Source organism: Streptomyces sp. NPDC049813, from assembly GCF_044465085.1.
Lineage (GTDB): Bacteria > Actinomycetota > Actinomycetes > Streptomycetales > Streptomycetaceae > Streptomyces.
This window is the reverse complement of record NZ_JBITLI010000003.1, coordinates 459,069-476,527: the sequence shown is the minus strand read 5'-3', so window position 1 is coordinate 476,527 and position 17,459 is coordinate 459,069. Positions and strand designations below refer to the sequence as shown.

General features: G+C 70.3%; 14 protein-coding genes. 10 read left to right on the top strand and 4 right to left on the bottom strand.

The annotated features are described in order from the left end of the window. The gene (argF, locus tag ACIBW6_RS09520; RefSeq protein WP_399058476.1) at nucleotides 1-1,017 is read left to right on the top strand and encodes an ornithine carbamoyltransferase; all 1,017 of its coding nucleotides are present in this window, start codon (nucleotides 1-3) and stop codon (nucleotides 1,015-1,017) included. Between the two features lie 57 nt (nucleotides 1,018-1,074). Here argF and ACIBW6_RS09515 read toward each other — a convergent pair whose 3' ends face one another. Then, entirely contained in the window at nucleotides 1,075-1,527 is a 453-nt protein-coding gene (locus ACIBW6_RS09515; protein WP_399058474.1) for an ATP-binding protein, read from the bottom strand. Between the two features lie 310 nt (nucleotides 1,528-1,837). Here ACIBW6_RS09515 and ACIBW6_RS09510 point away from each other — a divergent pair, with 310 nt between their 5' ends. Next, complete coding sequence (locus ACIBW6_RS09510; RefSeq protein ID WP_399058472.1) at nucleotides 1,838-2,668, top strand: enoyl-CoA hydratase family protein; 831 nt, start codon at nucleotides 1,838-1,840, stop codon at nucleotides 2,666-2,668. Between the two features lie 7 nt (nucleotides 2,669-2,675). After that, nucleotides 2,676-4,964, top strand: coding sequence for a bifunctional salicylyl-CoA 5-hydroxylase/oxidoreductase (locus tag ACIBW6_RS09505; protein WP_399058470.1), 2,289 nt, complete (start codon nucleotides 2,676-2,678; stop codon nucleotides 4,962-4,964). 332 nt (nucleotides 4,965-5,296) lie between these two features. Here ACIBW6_RS09505 and ACIBW6_RS09500 read toward each other — a convergent pair whose 3' ends face one another. After that, complete coding sequence (locus tag ACIBW6_RS09500) at nucleotides 5,297-6,163, bottom strand: PaaX family transcriptional regulator C-terminal domain-containing protein (RefSeq protein WP_399058468.1); 867 nt, start codon at nucleotides 6,161-6,163, stop codon at nucleotides 5,297-5,299. Between the two features lie 4 nt (nucleotides 6,164-6,167). Further along, nucleotides 6,168-7,886, bottom strand: a complete 1,719-nt coding sequence (locus ACIBW6_RS09495; RefSeq protein WP_399058466.1) for an AMP-binding protein — start codon at nucleotides 7,884-7,886, stop codon at nucleotides 6,168-6,170. 149 nt (nucleotides 7,887-8,035) lie between these two features. On the opposite strand from ACIBW6_RS09495, the gene ACIBW6_RS09490 reads away from it, so the two are divergent. Then, nucleotides 8,036-9,235: an acyl-CoA dehydrogenase family protein gene (locus ACIBW6_RS09490; protein WP_399058464.1), complete on the top strand. Its 1,200-nt coding sequence runs from the start codon at nucleotides 8,036-8,038 to the stop codon at nucleotides 9,233-9,235. Continuing rightward, the gene (locus tag ACIBW6_RS09485) at nucleotides 9,232-9,663 is read left to right on the top strand and encodes a RidA family protein (protein ID WP_399058462.1); all 432 of its coding nucleotides are present in this window, start codon (nucleotides 9,232-9,234) and stop codon (nucleotides 9,661-9,663) included. The genes ACIBW6_RS09490 and ACIBW6_RS09485 overlap by 4 nt, the downstream gene beginning before the upstream one ends. Before the next feature lie 67 nt (nucleotides 9,664-9,730). Here ACIBW6_RS09485 and ACIBW6_RS09480 read toward each other — a convergent pair whose 3' ends face one another. Continuing rightward, a complete protein-coding gene (locus ACIBW6_RS09480; RefSeq protein ID WP_399058461.1) occupies nucleotides 9,731-10,729 on the bottom strand; it encodes a GlxA family transcriptional regulator in 999 nt (332 codons plus the stop codon). Nucleotides 10,730-10,884: 155 nt separating this feature from the next. Here ACIBW6_RS09480 and ACIBW6_RS09475 point away from each other — a divergent pair, with 155 nt between their 5' ends. From ACIBW6_RS09475 to ACIBW6_RS09455, 5 genes are all read left to right on the top strand, one after another. Further along, entirely contained in the window at nucleotides 10,885-11,469 is a 585-nt protein-coding gene (locus ACIBW6_RS09475) for an isochorismatase family protein (protein WP_399058459.1), read from the top strand. After that, nucleotides 11,469-12,185, top strand: coding sequence for an isochorismatase family protein (locus ACIBW6_RS09470; RefSeq protein ID WP_399058457.1), 717 nt, complete (start codon nucleotides 11,469-11,471; stop codon nucleotides 12,183-12,185). Before ACIBW6_RS09475 ends, ACIBW6_RS09470 begins: the two co-directional genes overlap by 1 nt. 219 nt (nucleotides 12,186-12,404) lie before the next feature. Beyond that, on the top strand, nucleotides 12,405-13,526 hold the full coding sequence (locus ACIBW6_RS09465) for a hypothetical protein (RefSeq protein ID WP_399058455.1): 1,122 nt from the start codon (nucleotides 12,405-12,407) through the stop codon (nucleotides 13,524-13,526). Nucleotides 13,527-14,258: 732 nt separating this feature from the next. After that, entirely contained in the window at nucleotides 14,259-15,278 is a 1,020-nt protein-coding gene (locus tag ACIBW6_RS09460) for a hypothetical protein (protein ID WP_399058453.1), read from the top strand. Beyond that, nucleotides 15,254-17,455 (top strand): carbamoyltransferase C-terminal domain-containing protein, encoded by a 2,202-nt coding sequence (locus ACIBW6_RS09455; RefSeq protein WP_399058798.1) that lies wholly within the window; start codon nucleotides 15,254-15,256, stop codon nucleotides 17,453-17,455. The genes ACIBW6_RS09460 and ACIBW6_RS09455 overlap by 25 nt, the downstream gene beginning before the upstream one ends. The last annotated feature ends 4 nt before the right edge of the window (nucleotides 17,456-17,459 follow it).

The window sequence follows — 17,459 nt, the reverse complement described above, 5'->3', positions numbered from 1 at the left end:
ATGGCGACTGACCAGCGTCCCGACCTCACCGGCCGCCACTTCCTCAAAGAGGTGGACTTCACCGCCGAGGAGTTCCGCGCTCTGGTCGACCTGGCCGCGGAGCTGAAGGCCGCCAAGAAGGCGGGCGCCGAGACGCAGTACCTGCGGGGGAAGAACATCGCCCTGATCTTCGAGAAGTCCTCGACCCGCACCCGCTGCTCCTTCGAGGTGGCCGCCGCTGACCAGGGTGCCACCACGACCTACCTCGACCCGGCCGGCTCGCACATAGGCAAGAAGGAGTCCGGCAAGGACACCGCGCGGGTGCTCGGCCGGATGTTCGACGCCATCGAGTTCCGGGGCGACGCGCAGGAGACCGCCGAGACGCTCGCCGCGCACGCGGGCGTCCCCGTCTACAACGGTCTGACGGACGACTGGCACCCCACCCAGATGCTCGCCGACGTGCTCACGATGACCGAGCACTGCCCGAAGCCGCTGACGGAGACGGCCTTCGCCTACCTCGGCGACGCCCGGTTCAACATGGGCAATTCCTACCTCGTCACCGGCGCCCTGCTGGGCATGGACGTGCGGATCGTCGCTCCCCGCGCCTACTGGCCCGCGGACGAGGTCGTCGCTCGGGCGCGCGAGCTGGCCGCCGCCAGCGGGGCCCGCATCACCCTCACCGAGACCGTCGGGGAAGGCGTCGCGGGCGCCGACTTCGTCGTCACCGACGTGTGGGTGTCCATGGGCGAGCCGGAGGAGGTCTGGGCCGAGCGGATCAAGGCCCTCGTGCCGTACGCGGTGACGATGGACGTCCTGCGGGCGACGGGGAACGCGGACGTGAAGTTCCTGCACTGCCTGCCCGCCTTCCACGACCTGGGCACGCAGGTCGGCCGGGCCATCCACGCCCAGTACGGCCTGGAGTCGCTGGAGGTCACCGACGAGGTCTTCGAGTCGGCGCACTCCGTGGTCTTCGACGAGGCCGAGAACCGGATGCACACCATCAAGGCCGTCATGGTCGCGACGCTCGCCGGGAAGTGATCAGGGGCGCCTCGCGCGCCTGACCTCGGCCGCCGGTGCGCGCGCCCCGGCCGGTCGCTACTCCGACGGCGGACGCTGGCGCGGCACCGCGGGAAGGGTGAACCAGACCGCCTTGCCGGACTCGGTGGGGCGGTGCCCGCACGACGAGCTGAGCGTGCGGATGAGGAGCAGGCCCCGGCCGTGCTCCTGCCACGGGTCGGGCATCTCCGGGTCGTCCGGGTTGGTGAGGTCCGCGGGCGGCGATGGGTCCGGGTCGTGCACCTCGACCTGGCAGCCGGTCTCCAGCAGCTCCACCACGAGCTCGATCGGGGTCTCGCCCGTCGTGTGCTCCACCGCGTTCGCCACCAGCTCCGCCGTGAGCAGTTCGGCGGTGTCCGTGTCGGTCGCGGGTGACTCGATCTCGGCCAGGGCGGTGCGGACGAGGGCGCGGGCGACCGGCACGGCCGCGGCGCTGTGCGGCAGGGCCAGGCGCCACAGGGCGGGGGTGGGCGGGCCGGCGGGAGGAGGCAAGGCGAGTCCTGAGTGGGATGGCTCGGGGACGGGCGGCAGGACGACTGGGGGCCGCCGTCCTGCTTTCAACCTTATGAATGGTACGGCGTGTGCCGATAGAGGCTCCCGGTGGTCTTCCTCGGGACATTGGGCCCTATGGATTGATATGCGGCCTATGGGGATAGGTGAGCGATACACGCGGGTCCGGGCCGCACGGTCACCGCGCCGCCGCCGCACGGTTATCGCGTACTACTGACGGCGGTCACAAAGCGGTGATAACTTCGAGGAGCAGCCGTCGCGCACGCCCGCCCCGACAGGAGGCCGCACGCGTATGAGTCCCTTCACCGGCTCCGCCCCGCGCACCGAAAGCTGGCGCAATTTCACCTACGCCGTGGACACGCGCGGCGTCGCGACGGTCACGCTCGACCGGCCCGAGAAGCTCAACGCCCTCACCTTCGGCGCCTACGCCGATCTGCGCGACCTGCTCGCCGAGCTGAGCCGCGAGAGGACGGTCCGCGCCCTCGTGCTCGGCGGGCGGGGCCGCGGCTTCTGCTCGGGCGGCGACGTCGACGAGATCATCGGAGCCACCCTCGCCCTGGACACCGCCCAGCTGCTCGACTTCAACCGGATGACAGGACAGGTGGTCCGGGCCGTGCGCGAGGCACCGTTCCCGGTGATCGCCGCCGTGCACGGCGTCGCCGCGGGCGCGGGAGCCGTCCTCGCCCTGGCCGCCGACTTCCGGGTCGCCGATCCCAGCGCCCGCTTCGCGTTCCTGTTCACCAGGGTCGGGCTCTCCGGCGGCGACATGGGCGCCGCCTATCTGCTGCCCCGCCTCGTCGGCCTCGGCCACGCCACACGCCTGCTCATGCTGGGCGAGCCCGTCCACGCCCCGGAGGCCGAGCGGATCGGCCTCATCAGCGAGCTGACCGACGCGGGCCGGGCGGACGAGGCGGCCCTCGCCCTCGCCCACCGCCTGGCCGACGGACCCGCCCTCGCCCACGCCCAGACCAAGGCCCTGCTCACCGCCGAGCTGGACATGCCGCTCGCCGCGTCCGTCGAACTGGACGCGGCGACGCAGGCGCTGCTCATGCACGGCGAGGACTACGCCGAGTTCCACGCCGCCTTCACCGAGAAGCGGCCGCCGAAGTGGCAGGGGAAGTGAGGCGGGCGTGACCGCCCGGGCGCGGCGCATCGCCGTCATCGGCGGCGGCCCGGGCGGCCTGTACGCCGCCGCGCTCCTCAAGCGCCTCGGCCCGGACCGGGAGGTCACGGTCTGGGAGCGCAACGCGCCGCGCGACACGTTCGGCTTCGGCGTCGTCCTCTCCGACGAGACGCTCGGCGGGATCGAGCACGCCGACCCGGTCGTGTACGCGGCCCTGCGGGACGAGTTCGTGCGCTGGGACGACATCGACGTGGTCCACCGCGGGACGCGCCACACCTCGGGCGGTCACGGGTTCGCGGCGCTCGGCCGCCGCCGGCTCCTGGAGATACTGCGCGACCGCTGCCGCCGGCTCGGGGTCGACCTGCGCTTCGGCACCGAGGCCCCGCCGGTCGCCGGGCTCCGCACGGCCTACGACCTCGTCGTCGCCGCCGACGGGGTGCGCAGCCGGACCCGCGAGACGTACGCCGACGTGTTCCGTCCGCGGGTCGAGGAGCACCGCAACCGGTACATCTGGCTCGCCGCCGACACCTCCTTCGAGGCGTTCCGCTTCGAGATCGCGGAGACGGAGCACGGTGTGATGCAGCTGCACGGCTACCCGTACAGCGACCACGCGTCCACCGTCATCGTCGAGATGCGGGAGGAGGTGTGGCGGGCGGCCGGCCTCGACGCGCCGGACGTGCCCGGGACCGTCGAACGCGCCGCCAAGATCTTCGCGGACGCCCTCGGCGGCCGCCCCCTGAAGTCGAACGACTCGTCCTGGCTCACCTTCCGCACGGTCACCAACGCCCGCTGGTCGCACGGCAACTGCGTCCTCATCGGCGACGCCGCGCACACCGCGCACTTCTCCATCGGCTCGGGCACCAAGCTCGCCGTCGAGGACGCGCTGGCCCTCGCCGCGTGTCTGCACGAACAGCCCACGACCGACGCGGCGCTCGCGGCGTACGAGGCCGAGCGGCGGCCCGTCGTCGCCTCCACGCAGCGCGCGGCGCGGGCCAGCCTGGAGTGGTTCGAGGACCTGGCGCGCCATCTCGACCAGCCTCCGCGGCAGTTCGCCTTCAACCTGCTCACCCGCAGCCGCCGCGTCACCCACGACAACCTGCGGCTGCGCGACGCCCGCTTCACCGCGGCGGTGGAGGAGGAGTTCGGGTGCCCCGCGGGCACGCCGCCGATGTTCACGCCGTTCTCCCTGGGCGGGCTGCGCCTGCGCAACCGGGTCGTCGTCTCCCCGATGGACATGTACTCGGCGGTGGACGGCGTCCCGGGCGACTTCCACCTCGTCCATCTCGGGGCGCGGGCGCTCGGCGGCGCGGGTCTGGTCATGACGGAGATGGTGTGCGTCAGCCCCGAGGGCCGCATCACCCCGGGCTGCACGGGCCTGTACACCTCCGAGCAGGCCGCGGCCTGGCGCCGGATCGCCGGCTTCGTGCACCAGCAGGCGCCCGGCACCGCGCTCGGCGTCCAGCTCGGGCACGCGGGCCGCAAGGGTTCGACCCGGCTCATGTGGGAGGGCATCGACGAGCCGCTGCCGGTGCCGGAGGAGAACTGGCCGGTGGTGGCGGCGTCCGCGCTGCCCTACCGGCCGGACAGTCAGACGCCGCACGAACTGTCGGGGCCCGAACTCGCTTTGATCCGGGAGCAGTTCACCGCGGCGGCCCGCCGGGCGGCGGAGTGCGGCTTCGACCTCCTCGAACTGCACTGCGCGCACGGCTACTTGTTGTCCGGGTTTCTCTCGCCGCTGACGAACCGGCGGGACGACGCCTACGGCGGTTCGCTGGAGGGCCGCCTGCGTTTCCCGCTGGAGGTGTTCGACGCGGTCCGCGGCGCCTGGCCCGCGGAGCGGCCCATGACCGTGCGGATCTCCGCGACGGACTGGGCCGAGGGCGGCACGAGCGCCGAGGACGCCGTCGCCATCGCGCGGGCCTTCGCCGCGCACGGGGCCGACGCGATCGATGTGTCCACGGGGCAGGTCGTGGCCGAGGAGCGGCCCGCGTTCGGGCGCTCCTACCAGGTGCCGTACGCGGACCGGATCCGGGGCGAGGCCGGTGTCCCGGTGATCTCGGTCGGGGCGATCTCGTCCTGGGACGACGTCAACTCCCTCATTCTGGCGGGCCGTACGGATCTGTGCGCGCTGGCCCGGCCGCATCTGTACGACCCGAACTGGACGCTGCACGCTGCCGCGGAGCAGGGGTATGCGGGGCCCGGGGTGTCCTGGCCCCCGCCGTACGCGGCCGGAAGCCGGCGCCCCCGGACGGGCCGCCTGGACGCGCCCAAGCCCCGCCTGGTCCTGCCGGACTGACCCCATCACCGGGCGCGCCCCGCGTCGTGGCTTCTCGCGCAGTTCCCCGCGCCCCTGAGGGCCGGTTGTTCGGCTGTCCGGCCGGTGGGGCTTCTCGCGCAGTTCCTCGCGCCCCTGGAGCATGCGGCTTCGCCGCAGCCCCCGGGGAGAGTGCGCACGCAGTGCGCCTCTCAGGGGCGCGGGGAACTGCGCGAGAAGCCCCACCGGAGCCGCAGACGAGGTCTTTCAGGGGCGCGGGGAACTGCGCGATCGGCCCCCACCGGGCGGCCGTGGACCATGAACCTCGGACCGCCACGGCGACCACGTCGCCCCCGCCGCGCAACGCACCCCGGTCACGTCGACACCGCCACACTCCCGGGCCCGGGCCCGGGCCCGGTGACGAACCGCCCGCCCGCCTCGCGCAACCGCCCGTGCAAGGCCCAGAAAACCCGCGCGGCCCGCACCCCCGGCCACTCCCGAGGCAGCAGCGACGCAGGAAGCCCCGGATCCGCGTACGGCAGATGGCGCCACGAATCCAGGGCCAGCAGATGGTCCCGGTAGGCCTCGCGCGGCGGGGTGTCACCCCGCGCCTCCCAGGCCCGCAGCACCGGCTCGTGCTCATCGAGGAACGCCTCGTGCAGCTTGGCCAGCGCCGACAGGTCCCACCAGCGGGCCACCGCGTCGGCCGTCGCCGCGAACCCCAGGTGCTCGCCGCGGAACAGCTCGACGTACCCGGCGCAGCCGATCCGCTCCAGCGTGTGCCGCGCCTCCTCGTACAGGCCCGCGGGGGCGAGCCACACCCCGGGCGCCGCCGTGCCGAAGCCGAGGCCCGCCAGCGTGGAGCGGAGCACGTGCCGCTTGGCCCGCTGCGACTCGGGCACGGAGAACACGGCGAGCACCCAGCCGTCGGCGGCCGGATCGGCGGGGCCCCCGTACACCCGCCGGTCACCGTCGGCGAGCAGCTGCCGCGCGTCGTCCGACAGCGCGTACCCCGCGGCGCCCGACGCGGCGCGCGCGGGCACGAGGAGCCCGCGCCGCTTCAGCCGCGAGACCGCCGAACGCACCGCGGGCGCGTCGACCCCGGCCGCGCCGAGCAGCCGGATCAGCTCGGCGACCGGGACGGGCCCCGGGAAGCCGCGCCCGTAGGCGCCGTACAGCGTGACGATCAGGGAGCGGGGGGTGTGGGCCTGGCCGGTGGGCGAGGTCTGCTGCTCGGACACCCGGTCACTCTACGGTCGCGGACCGGCGCAACCGGAACCGCTGGAGCTTGCCCGTGGCGGTGCGCGGCAGCGCGTCGAGGAACACGATCTCGCGCGGGCACTTGTACGGCACCAGTTCCCCCCGCACGAAGGCGCGCAGCGCGTCCGGCTCCGGCCGCGCGCCGGGCCGCGGCACCACGTACGCGACCGCGATCTGCCCGCGCGCCACGTCGGGCCGGCCGACGACCGCGGCCTCCGCCACGTCCGGGTGGCGCAGCAGCGCGTCCTCCACCTCCGGGCCCGCGATGTTGTACCCGGCCGAGATGATCATGTCGTCGGCGCGGGCGACGTACCGGAAGTAGCCGTCGGGCTCGCGGACGTAGGTGTCCCCGGTGATGTTCCAGCCGTGGCGCACGTACGTGGTCTGGCGCTCGTCGGCGAGGTAGCGGCAGCCGACCGGGCCGCGTACGGCGAGCAACCCGGGCTCGCCGTCCGGGAGTTCGGCGCCCCCGGCATCGATGACGCGGGCCTGCCAGCCGGGCACCGGCAGCCCGGTGGTGCCCGGGCGGATCGCGTCGTCGGCGGCGGACAGGAAGATGTGCAGCAGCTCGGTCGCCCCGATGCCGTTGATGATCCGCAGGCCGGTCGCGTCGTGCCAGGCGTGCCAGGTGGCCGCGGGCAGGTTCTCCCCGGCGGAGACGCACCGGCGCAGCGAGGCGGTGTCGTACGCGCCGGCGGGCAGTTCCGCGAGCATCGCGCGGTACGCGGTCGGCGCGGTGAACAGGACCGACACCCGGTGCTCGGTCACGGCTGCCAACAGGGGACGCGGGCCCGCCTGTTCGAGCAGCAGGGCCGATGCCCCGGCTCGTAGCGGGAAGATCACCAGGCCGCCGAGCCCGAAGGTGAAACCCAGTGGTGGGCTGCCCGCGAACACGTCGTCCGGCGTCGCCCGCAGGACGTGCCGCGCGAACGTGTCGGCGATCGCCAGCACGTCCCGGTGGAAGTGCATGCAGCCCTTGGGCCGCCCGGTCGTCCCCGAGGTGAAGGCGATCAGTGCCACGTCGTCGTCGGCGGTCGGTACGGCCTCGTAGGACGGCGGCTTCGAGGCGGCCAGGCGGCCGAGGTCCTCCGGCCCGCCCCCGCCGATCGGGCCACCGGGCGCGCCGTCGCATGTGCTGTCGTACGTGCCGTCCGTGCTGTCGTACGTGCCGTCGTACGTGGTGCCGTACGTGGTGACGCGCAGCTCGGGCACGTCCGCCTTCACCAGGTCCTCGACGCTCCGGACGTCGCACAGCGCGTGCCGTATCCGCGCGATCGCGCACACCGTGGCCAGCTCGGCGGGCCGCGTCTGCGCGAGCACGGTCACGGCGACCGCGCCCGCCTTCATGACGGCGAGCCAACAGGCCGCCAGCTGCGGCGTGGTGGGCCCCCGCAGCAGGACGCGGTTGCCCGGGACCACCCCGAGGTCCTCGGTCAGCACGTGCGCGATCCGGTTCACCCGGCTCAGCAACTCCCCGTATGACCATGGGGGTTGGCCGGGAGCGTGGAAGGCGGGACGGTCCGCGCCGAACCGGCGCACAGTCGTGTCGAGCAGCTCGGCGCCGCAGTTCAGCCGCTGCGGATACTGCAGCTCGGGCAGGTCGAACGAGAGCCGCGGCCACTGGTCCGCGGGCGGCAGATGGTCGCGCGCGAACGTGTCGGTGTGGGCGGACGGGTGCAGGGACTGCTGGGACTGTGGCCGCATCGTGGAGCGCCCCCTTGCCGTGGCGTGGTCGCGCACCGAGCGTATCGTGATGGTGACGGCAGTCAACGGGGCGCGATACGGTTCATGGAGTCGAGGCCGGCCGTCCGCGATTCCCCGGCCGGCCGCCGTCGTGGGAGGAGCTCCGGCGCATGGGCACATTCTCGCTCGCACCCGACCAACTCACCTGGTGCGCCGAGCTGCGCGCGCTCGCGGAGCACGACCTCGCACCGCTCGCCGAACAGGGCGCCCCGGACCGGGTCAACCGCCCCCTGGTCGCGGCCCTCGGCCGACTCGGCCTGCTGGAGCGGCTGTTCACCTCCGGCGCGCTCGATCTGTGCCTGATGCGCGAATCCCTCGCCCGGATCTGCACCGAGGCCGAGACCGCCCTGGCCCTGCAAGGTCTCGGGGCGCACCCCGTGCACGCGTACGGCACGAAGGAGCAGCGCGCGCGGTGGCTGCCGGAGGTCGTGGCGGGCCGGGCGGTCGCCGCGTTCGCCCTGAGCGAGCCGGGGGCGGGCTCCGACGCGGCGGCGCTCACGCTGCGCGCCCGGCGGGACGGCGCGGGCTGGCGCCTGACCGGCGAGAAGTACTGGATCTCGAACGCCCCGGAGGCCGACTTCTACACGCTCTTCGCCCGTACGGGCCCGGCCCCCGGGGCCGCCGGGATCACCGCCTTCCTGGTGCCCGCCGACCGTCCCGGGCTGAGCGGCGACCACCTCGACATGCTCGCCCCGCACCCGATCGGCTCGCTCGTCCTGGACGGCGTACCGGTGGGGGAGGAGGACGTGCTCGGCGAGCCCGGCGGCGGCTTCCGGGTCGCGATGCGCACCCTGAACCTGTTCCGGCCCAGCGTCGGCGCGTTCGCCGTCGGCATGGCGCAGGCGGCCCTGGACGCGACGCTCGCGCACACGGCCCGGCGCGAGGCGTTCGGAGGCCCGTTGAGCGACCTCCAGGCGGTCGCCCACCAGGTCGCGGACATGGCGCTGGGCGTCGAGTCGGCCCGCCTGATGGTGTACGCGGCCGCGGCGGCCTACGACGAGGGGGCCGGGGGCGTCGGGAGCGCGGGCGCCGAGGGTGCCGCCCGGGGCGGTACGGGTGGCGGGGACGCCGAAGGGGTGGCGCGGCGCGCCGCGATGGCCAAGCTCCTCGCGACGGAGACGGCGCAGCGCGTCGTGGACACCGCGGTACAGCTGCACGGGGCGCGGGCGCTGCGCAGCGGCCACCTCCTGGAGCACCTGTACCGCGAGGTGCGGGCGCCGCGTATCTACGAGGGCGCCAGCGAGGTGCAACGGGCCGTCATCGCCCGCGAGTTGTACAAGCAGCAGGCGCGGCAGGAGGCATCCCGATGAGCGGGGCGGCTCCGGCGGGCCAGGGGCCCGAGCGGATCAAGCGGATCAATCCGGCCGGGCTCGCGCCGCCCGCGGGCTTCTCGCACGCCGTCGTCGCCACCGGCAGCCGCCTGGTCCTGCTCGCCGGGCAGACGTCCCTGGACGCCGACGGCGAGATCCGCGGCACGACGCTGCCCGAGCAGTTCGAACGGGCCCTGCGGAACCTGCTCACCGCCCTGCGCCATGCGGGTGGCACCCCGGCCGACCTCACCCGCGTCACGGTCTACGCGACGGACGTACCGGACTACCGCGCCCACGCCCGCGAACTGGGCCGCATCTGGCGGGAGTCGGCCGGCCGCGACTATCCGGCGATGGCGGTGATCGGCGTAACCCGCCTCTGGGACGAGCGGGCCCTGGTGGAACTGGACGGCATGGCGCTCCTGCCCTGAGGGACGCGGCCGCAGAAGGCGCCGGGCGACCCCGGGCCCGCCCCCTTCCGCGGGCTCCCCGGAGGGCTCACGGCACCTGCGGCACCCGGAACCGGCGCCGGTACTCCGTCGGTGTCGTGTTCAGGCGCCGGCGGAAGGCCCGTACCAGCGTGTCCGTCGTGCCGAACCCGCACAGCGTCGCGACGCGCTCCACCGTGGCGTCGGACGACTCCAGCTCGTGCCGCGCCTTCTCCACCCGCACGGACTCGATGTACGCGTGCGGTGTCGTCCCGAGGTCGGTCTTGAAGAGCCGGGTCAGGTGCCGGTCGCTGACATGGGCGTACGCGGCGAGGTCCACGACGGTGAGCGGCTCGCCGATGTGCCGCAGGATGTGATGGCGCAGGTCCTCGATGCGCCGGGTCGTCGACACCTGCTCCAGCGGGACGCTGAACTGGCTCTGCCCGCTGGGCCGTTTCAGGTACATCACCAGCTGGCGCGCGACCCGCAGGGCGACCGCCTCGCCCAGGTCGTCGGCGATCAGCGCGAGCGAGAGGTCGAGGCAGGCGCTGATCCCGGCGCCCGTCCACACGTTGCCCTCGCGGATGAAGATCGGGTCGGCGTCGACCTCCACGGCCGGGTGGTCGGCCGCGAGTTGCTGTGCGGTGGACCAGTGCGTGGTGGCGCGCTTGCCGTCGAGCAGCCCGGCGGCAGCGAGCAGGTGCGCCCCCACGCAGACCGAGGTGATCCGGTGCGTCCGCCCGGCCAGTACCCGCACCCATTCGACGAGCCGGGGCTCGACGAGCGGATGGACCCGGCGCTCCTCGTCGAACTCCACCGCCCCCGGCACGATGAGGGTGTCGATGCTGCCCGCGGCGGCCCGCTCGAAGGTGATGTCGGGCAGGATGCGCACCCCCGCCCCCGTGGTGACGGGGTCCAGGGTCTCGGCCGCGAGCAGCACCCGGTAGCCGGCCGCCTCCTCGGTCTCGCGCAGGGCCAGCGAGAACACCTCCGGCGGCCCGGTGACGTCGAGCAGGTCGACGCCCTCGAAGAGCACGATCACGATGAGCCGTCCTGCGGTCTGTGGCACGAGCTTCCCCCTCCGCGACGAGCCGACACCGCGCATGTCGGTATCTGCATGTTAGACGTCATTGCCGACGTCACAGCGGGGTCATAGCTTTGAGGACGTGGCCGGGCGATCACCCCGGACCGCGACTCCACCCGGATTTCGAAGGCGGTACACCCATGTCCCGAACCACGCTGCGCGAGCTGAACGGCTTCGACGAGACCCCCGCGACGCTGGCCGGCTCGACCCTGATCCTCATCGACCTCCAGAACACCTACACCCAGGGCGTGATGGAGCTCGACGGCTGGGAGGCCTCGCTGGACGCCGCGGCGCTGCTCCTCGCCCGGGCCCGGGAGGCCGGCACCAAGGTCGTGCACGTCATCAACGACGGCGGCGAGGGCACCCCGTACGACATCCGCGCGGAGATCGGCCGGATCCACCAGAAGGTCGCGCCCGTCGACGGGGAGCCCGTCGTCGTCAAGCAGGTCCCGAACGCCTTCGTCGGCACGGACCTCGCCACGCACCTCACCGAGGGCCAGGACGTCGTCATCGCGGGCTGGATGACGCACATGTGCGTGGCGTTCACGGCGCAGGGCGCGTTCCTCGCCGGGCACCGGCCCACCGTCGTCGCCGAGGCCTCCGCGACCCGCTCGCTCCCGGTCTCGGGCACCGACGTCCCCGCCGAGCAGGTGCACCAGGGGGCCCTGGCCACCATCGCCGACCTGTACGGCGTCGTCGTCCAGTCGCAGAAGGAGATCGTCTGATGAAGCTGCTCCGTTCCGCCGCCGCCCTGGGCGCCGCCGCCGTCCTCGCGGCCACCATGACCGCGTGCGGCGGCAGCTCCGAGGCCGCCACCCGCACCGACGACGGCGACCGCCGGCCCGAGAAGAACTACGCGCAGGACACCACGACACTGCGGCAGCTGACGAAGGCCGACGAGACCCCGGCGAAGCTGTCGAACGCCACGCTGGTCCTCGTCGACTACCAGAACGTCTACACCGGTGGCGCGATGGAACTGACCGGCTGGCGCGATGCCGTCGACAACACCAAGGCCCTCCTGGAGCGGGCCCGCAAGGCCCACACCCCGGTCGTCCACATCGTCGAGAAGGGCTACGACCTCTCGTCGAAGGCCGGGCAGATCATCCCCGCGCTCAAGCCGGCCAAGGGCGAGACCGTCGTGGAGAAGGCCGTCCCGAACGGCTTCCACGAGACGAACCTCGACGCGGTGCTCAAGAAGACCGGCCGCAAGAACGTCATCATCTCCGGCTTCATGACGCACATGTGCACCCTGTTCACCACGGAGGGCGCCGTCTACCACGGCTACGCCCCGACCGTGGTCGGCGACGCCTCCGCGACCCGGCCGCTGCCGGTGCGGGGCAACCCCCGGGGCATCCCGGCCCGCCAGGTGCACGAGGCCGCGCTCGCCACGATCCAGGACCGGTTCGGCGTCGTCGTGCCGGAGCAGAGCGACATCAAGTGACGCGGCACGCGGCCGGCTGACGCAGCGACCCGGCCGCACCGGAAAGGGGCGCCCAGGGCCCGGGCGCCCCTCCGAACCTGACACCCCCCGCCCCCCAGAAGAACCACACTCCCCCCAATCCCTCAATCCCCCCAATCCCCCCAAAGAAGGTCCCCCCATGTACGTGATCCCCCCGCCCCACAAGAAACCGCACCTCAAATCCCCAGGGAGAGAACGAAGATGGCTACGCGCAGAGGATTCATAGGCGGCGCCACCGGTATCGGCACGGCCGCGCTGATCGGCGCCACGGCGGCCCCGAGCGCGGCGGCGGAGACGACGACGGCGGCGGTCACGCAGACCCAGGCCCGCGACTCGCTCTTCGCGGTCAACGCCGGCATGCGGGCCAACTACGCCACGCTGAAGGCCGAGTTGATCAAGCACCTCGCCCCGGTGGTCGTGGTCCAGAACGACGCCAAGGGCGGCCGCTTCACCCTCGTGACCAAGGACGGGCAGGAGTCCGCGAACCCGGTCCCGCAGACGTTCGAGCTGGCCAAGTCCATCGCTCACGTCCCGCTGGGCATCTTCTCGGTGATCGCCTCCTACCTGGCGGACAAGATCCCGAACCTGCCGAACGCGAACCGCATCGACCCGCACGACCTGGTGATGGTCGCCTTCAACGACGAGGCGTCGACCGCCTGGATCGAACCCCTCAAGGCCTACGCGGCCAAGCTCACCACCGCGCGCGCCAACCTCACCGCGGCGGCGCTGCCCGCCGCGCTGACCACGTCCTGCGCCACGATCCTCGACGGCGGCCTGAAGTTCATCAACGCGTCGATCGCCGCGAAGCGCTTCGACATGAAGTCCTTCGAGGACTTCTCCGGGAGCGTCTACCCGGCGATCCGCACCAACATGGAGCACGCCTCCCAGGCCCAGATCAAGGGCGTACGGGAGATCATGAAGACGTGGCGCGCCAAGGTCGGCGAGGCGGCCTGGTCCGACCTCTACTGCGTGGTGCTCTCCCAGTGGACGACCAGCGTCCTCAACCAGAACACCATCATCCTCAAGGACTGCATGAACGCGGCGAAGGTCTCGACGCACCTCATCGACCTGCCGGGCCTGGAGCCGCCGGCCGACCCGATCTTCACCGCGCTCGACAACCTCGCCCGCATCGTGCAGGACAACATCGCCGCCGAGCTGGTCTTCCCCAAGGACACGACGGTCGCCGACGCCCTCAAGGGCCAGCAGGACCTGCTCTCCGACGAGATCCTCAAGCAACTCGGCAGCACCACGGTGACGACGCCGGCGACCCCCACCTACAACACGGTCGCCACGGCGGCGGGGGTGTGCCCGGTCCCGCACTAGATCCCGCGGAGACCGCTCGCGCCCTGCGATGACCACGCGGGGCGCGACCTTTCGCACTGGCCATGCCCGGTGCGCCGCGTAGCAGCGCGACACTATCGGAGCGAATCATCACGCCAACCGATAGAGGAGCGGACGGCCCGTGTGCCCCACCGCGATGGAACCCGACTAGCCCGCCCCGCCGCGCGCGGTCGCGAATGGGCGACCGCGGCGCCAGGCAGCGACTCCGGGCCGCCGTACTGAGCGCGGACATCCTGATCTTGACCACCCCCATCTGCCGCTGATTTCCCATCCGGTGAGACCAGCGAGGCGAGAGGCACGCGACATCCTTCGAACGCGCCTGTGTCTCCTCCCTCGACAACCCGGCCATTGACGACGGCCGTTGCAAGCGGTCCACCTGCTGCCGGACGAACCGCCCTCTCGGTCCGGGCGCCTCGTCGGCACTGTACGCAATCAGCGATAGGAACAGTTTGTCGGCGGAAGATACGTTCCTGCCAGCGCGCACATGGTCAGCGGCACGGAAAGTCGATCTTTCCGTGCAGGCAGGGTAAGGGGATTTGCTACGAACACTGCCTGACCAGCCACCTCTGTCGCTATGCTCATTTCATCGGCGGCCCGCGGGCCGCCGGTCGGTCATGCCGAGCATGCGACTGGGGGACGATCATGGCAAACGGGGGGACCGGAGTCGAGCACCTTTGCTTCATTATTCACGCTCATCCGCCGTACTGCTTCGACATGAACGAGATCATGGCGTTACCCGCTGGAATGCGATACAGGAACAGATTCGACGCCCTGTGGATCGCCCCACAGTTAAGGAACGACATCCAGAGCCTGCTCGGAAGCGCAGTACTCATAACTCTGCGAGACCCGGACAACAACAAGTTGATTCCCGTGCGGTGGGGCAAGATAGTCACGGTTCAACCAGTGGGCCGCATCGTCTACTTTGAGTACCACCTGGGCGACCTAGTGGAGTACTCCACCGCGGAGAACGTGCGACAGCAAGAGGTGATCGACCATACCGCCACTTTCGCTGCGCAACATAATTGGCTGCCAGGCGCCGCCGGGCAGCCCATGCAGGACGCCTCAGTCTTCCGCAGCACGGTCGGTAACGGATTCAACCGCGTCGATTCCAGCGATCTGACCGCGTGGGGCAACGCCATCTCTGCGATTGCGACGGCGCCGGTGTACGAAGGGATCGAGTTTTTGAAGGTCGTCGGGCTCTTCGGGCCCGACGGTAAAGCTGCCGGGGTGCGGGCCGAGTCATTTCTCGTCCAGTCGAACACCGTGTACTCCCTCCGGGTCTTCCAGCATGTCCCCCGGCCGGGAGTCGGGACGATTCCGTCTCACAGCATAGAGGTGAACACGTTCGATGCACATGTCACTGCATTGCGGTCCCGTCAGCAGGCCGTGGGAAAGTACGACATGCTCACCTTCGTGCTGCGGGTCCTGCATCTCAGCCCTGGTGAGCGGACCTCTATGGAAATTCCGCACCGGCCCGATGCAGCGACCACCAATAACGCCCTGACGTCGCTCTATCTGCCTCTCACGGTGACCAATCCAGAACCAGCTCGCTTCATCGCCATGTTGTGCCTGATCCTGGCATGCGCGGCCCTCATGTTCTGGCCTCATGTCGGCCGACTCCCGGAGGACGTCGTGCGCAACGTCGCTACGGTTATTTTCGTCCTGACATTGACCGGGCCGACCCGGACCCTTTCCACCGTGTGGCCGTCATGGCCCTGGGGAGGCAGCAGATGAAGGTATTAGGAGTCAGCAAGCAGCAGACTCTCGGAGGGCAGCGTATTCGCAACGGCGGATCAGCGCTCTATGTCGACGGTGAGATATTCGCTCTATCGGAGGATAAGGCGCAAGGCAGGAAATATGCCTGCGGCTATGAGGAGTCACTGTCGGCCCTGCTCCGCCACACCGGCTTGGACCTCGACCGGGACATCGACATCGTTGCCGTGAGCACTTGTTGCGAACCCGAAACGGCGGCGCTGAAGGGGCACCCTCTCGAGGCGCACCCGAAACTGGTCTCTGTCAACCACCATTTCTCCCATGCGGCACTGGCATTTCATGCGTCGGGGTACGACCGCTCCCTGGTCGTGATCAACGACGCTGGCGGAAACACCCTGAGCGGCCCGGAGGTGACCGCACGATGGTGGGAACACCCCCGGGAACAGGCGTCCTATTACTTGGCGGACAAGAGGAGCGGCATCAGGCTCATCGATCGTGACTTTGACAAGCCGTTCGACGTCGGGTTAGGAGAGATGTACCGCGCCTTCACCCACTACCTTGGCTGGACGTCCTCCGTTTACTCTTCCTACACGATGGCCCTGGCCGGCCACGGCGACAGAGATGCCGTACCCGCGGAGCTCTTCTCTTTCGACGGCCACCACCTGTCTGCACCCATCAGGAACGATCCTGGCGATCCGATCGGAATGATCACGCGACTGGGGCGGGCCCTCGGGGTTAACTTTGGCGAGCCGAGGTCACCCAAAGGAGCGATTCTTCGCATCCATCGCGATTTAGCCGCGTTTATTCAACGTAGCATCGAAGATGCATTACGGAAAAAACTCACCGTGCTGGCGAAGAAGCACGGTGTGGATCGGGTGTGTCTAGCCGGCGGCACGGCGCTGAATGTTGTGGCCAACGGCACCTTACTCGAAGTCTTCCCGGGTGGTGTCTATGTTCCCAGCGCCCCTGGTGACGACGGCCAGTGTCTTGGAAACGTGTATGCCGCTCTGACGGCAGATGGAAACCGAGGATTTGCAGTGCCATCAATCAACACAAGCTTGGACGCCTGCGTCGGACCGGGGGACAAGATTGATTCTGCGGCTGTCGCGGGGACCCTGAAGAAGTGCGGACTGACGTCCTACGTCGTATTCGAAACGGCTGATTTTTCCGACATCGCTGCGAAGTTCCTGGCGGCGGGATCGGTTGTATGTGTCTTCCAACGGCAGTCAGAATTCGGGCCGCGGGCGTTGGGCGCCCGGAGTATCCTCGCGGACCCGCGGCGAGCAGACGTCGTGCATGAACTAAACGCCCTCAAACGGCGGGACTGGTTTATGCCCTTCGCGCCTGCAGCGCTGGCGTCGCACATGCAGGACTGGTTCGCTCCGGTGGCTTCGAGTCCCTTCATGTCCTTCGCGCTGCAAGCGACACCGCGGGCGCTGCAGCAGATCCCGGCCGTGGTCAACGCGGACGGTACGGCGCGTGTCCAGACTGTCGAGGACGGCGAGAACAGCCCGCTGTCCCGCACTCTCTACAGCTTCTACGGCATGACGGGGATTCCGGTATTGCTGAACACCAGCTTCAATCACGGTGGTTCGCCCATCGTTCAGACCATGGAACAAGCCGTTGATTCGTTCAGCTCCATGCCTGTCAATGTGCTTGTCCTCGGAAGGTTCATCGTTGTGAAGTCCCTGTCCCCTGCCCCCTCCGACCTCCCTCTGGAAGGTTCGTTCGATGATCTGAGCATGCAAGTTTTCCGAGCGGGATCACCCACTGCTGTCGACGTGTCCGTTCCCTCCGTGCGGTCTGTCATCCGCCAGCTCCAGGACTACACCGAATCTGTTGTTTTCGTACGTACCCAATTCCCCTTGTATGGACAGTATCTGGATTGGATGCGTCAAGGGCAGAAACACACAACAATCCGTTTCCGGCGGGACGCCGTTGAGATTCCGTTCAGTAAGCGTCTTCCACTTTTTGAAACTAGTGACTACGGACCTGGTGATCGGACTCACCCCGCAGAGCATGTCCAAATTAACGGAGTGCGTTACCACCGCTTCGGGGAACTGACGCTTGAAGACGCCGAAAAAGACGGCTTCCGGGACGTCGCACACATGCGACATGATTTGAAGACGATCTACCCTACAATGCAGGACAACGACTGGGTCACCGTTTATGATATCGAACTCGCTGACCGGTCGTGACCAG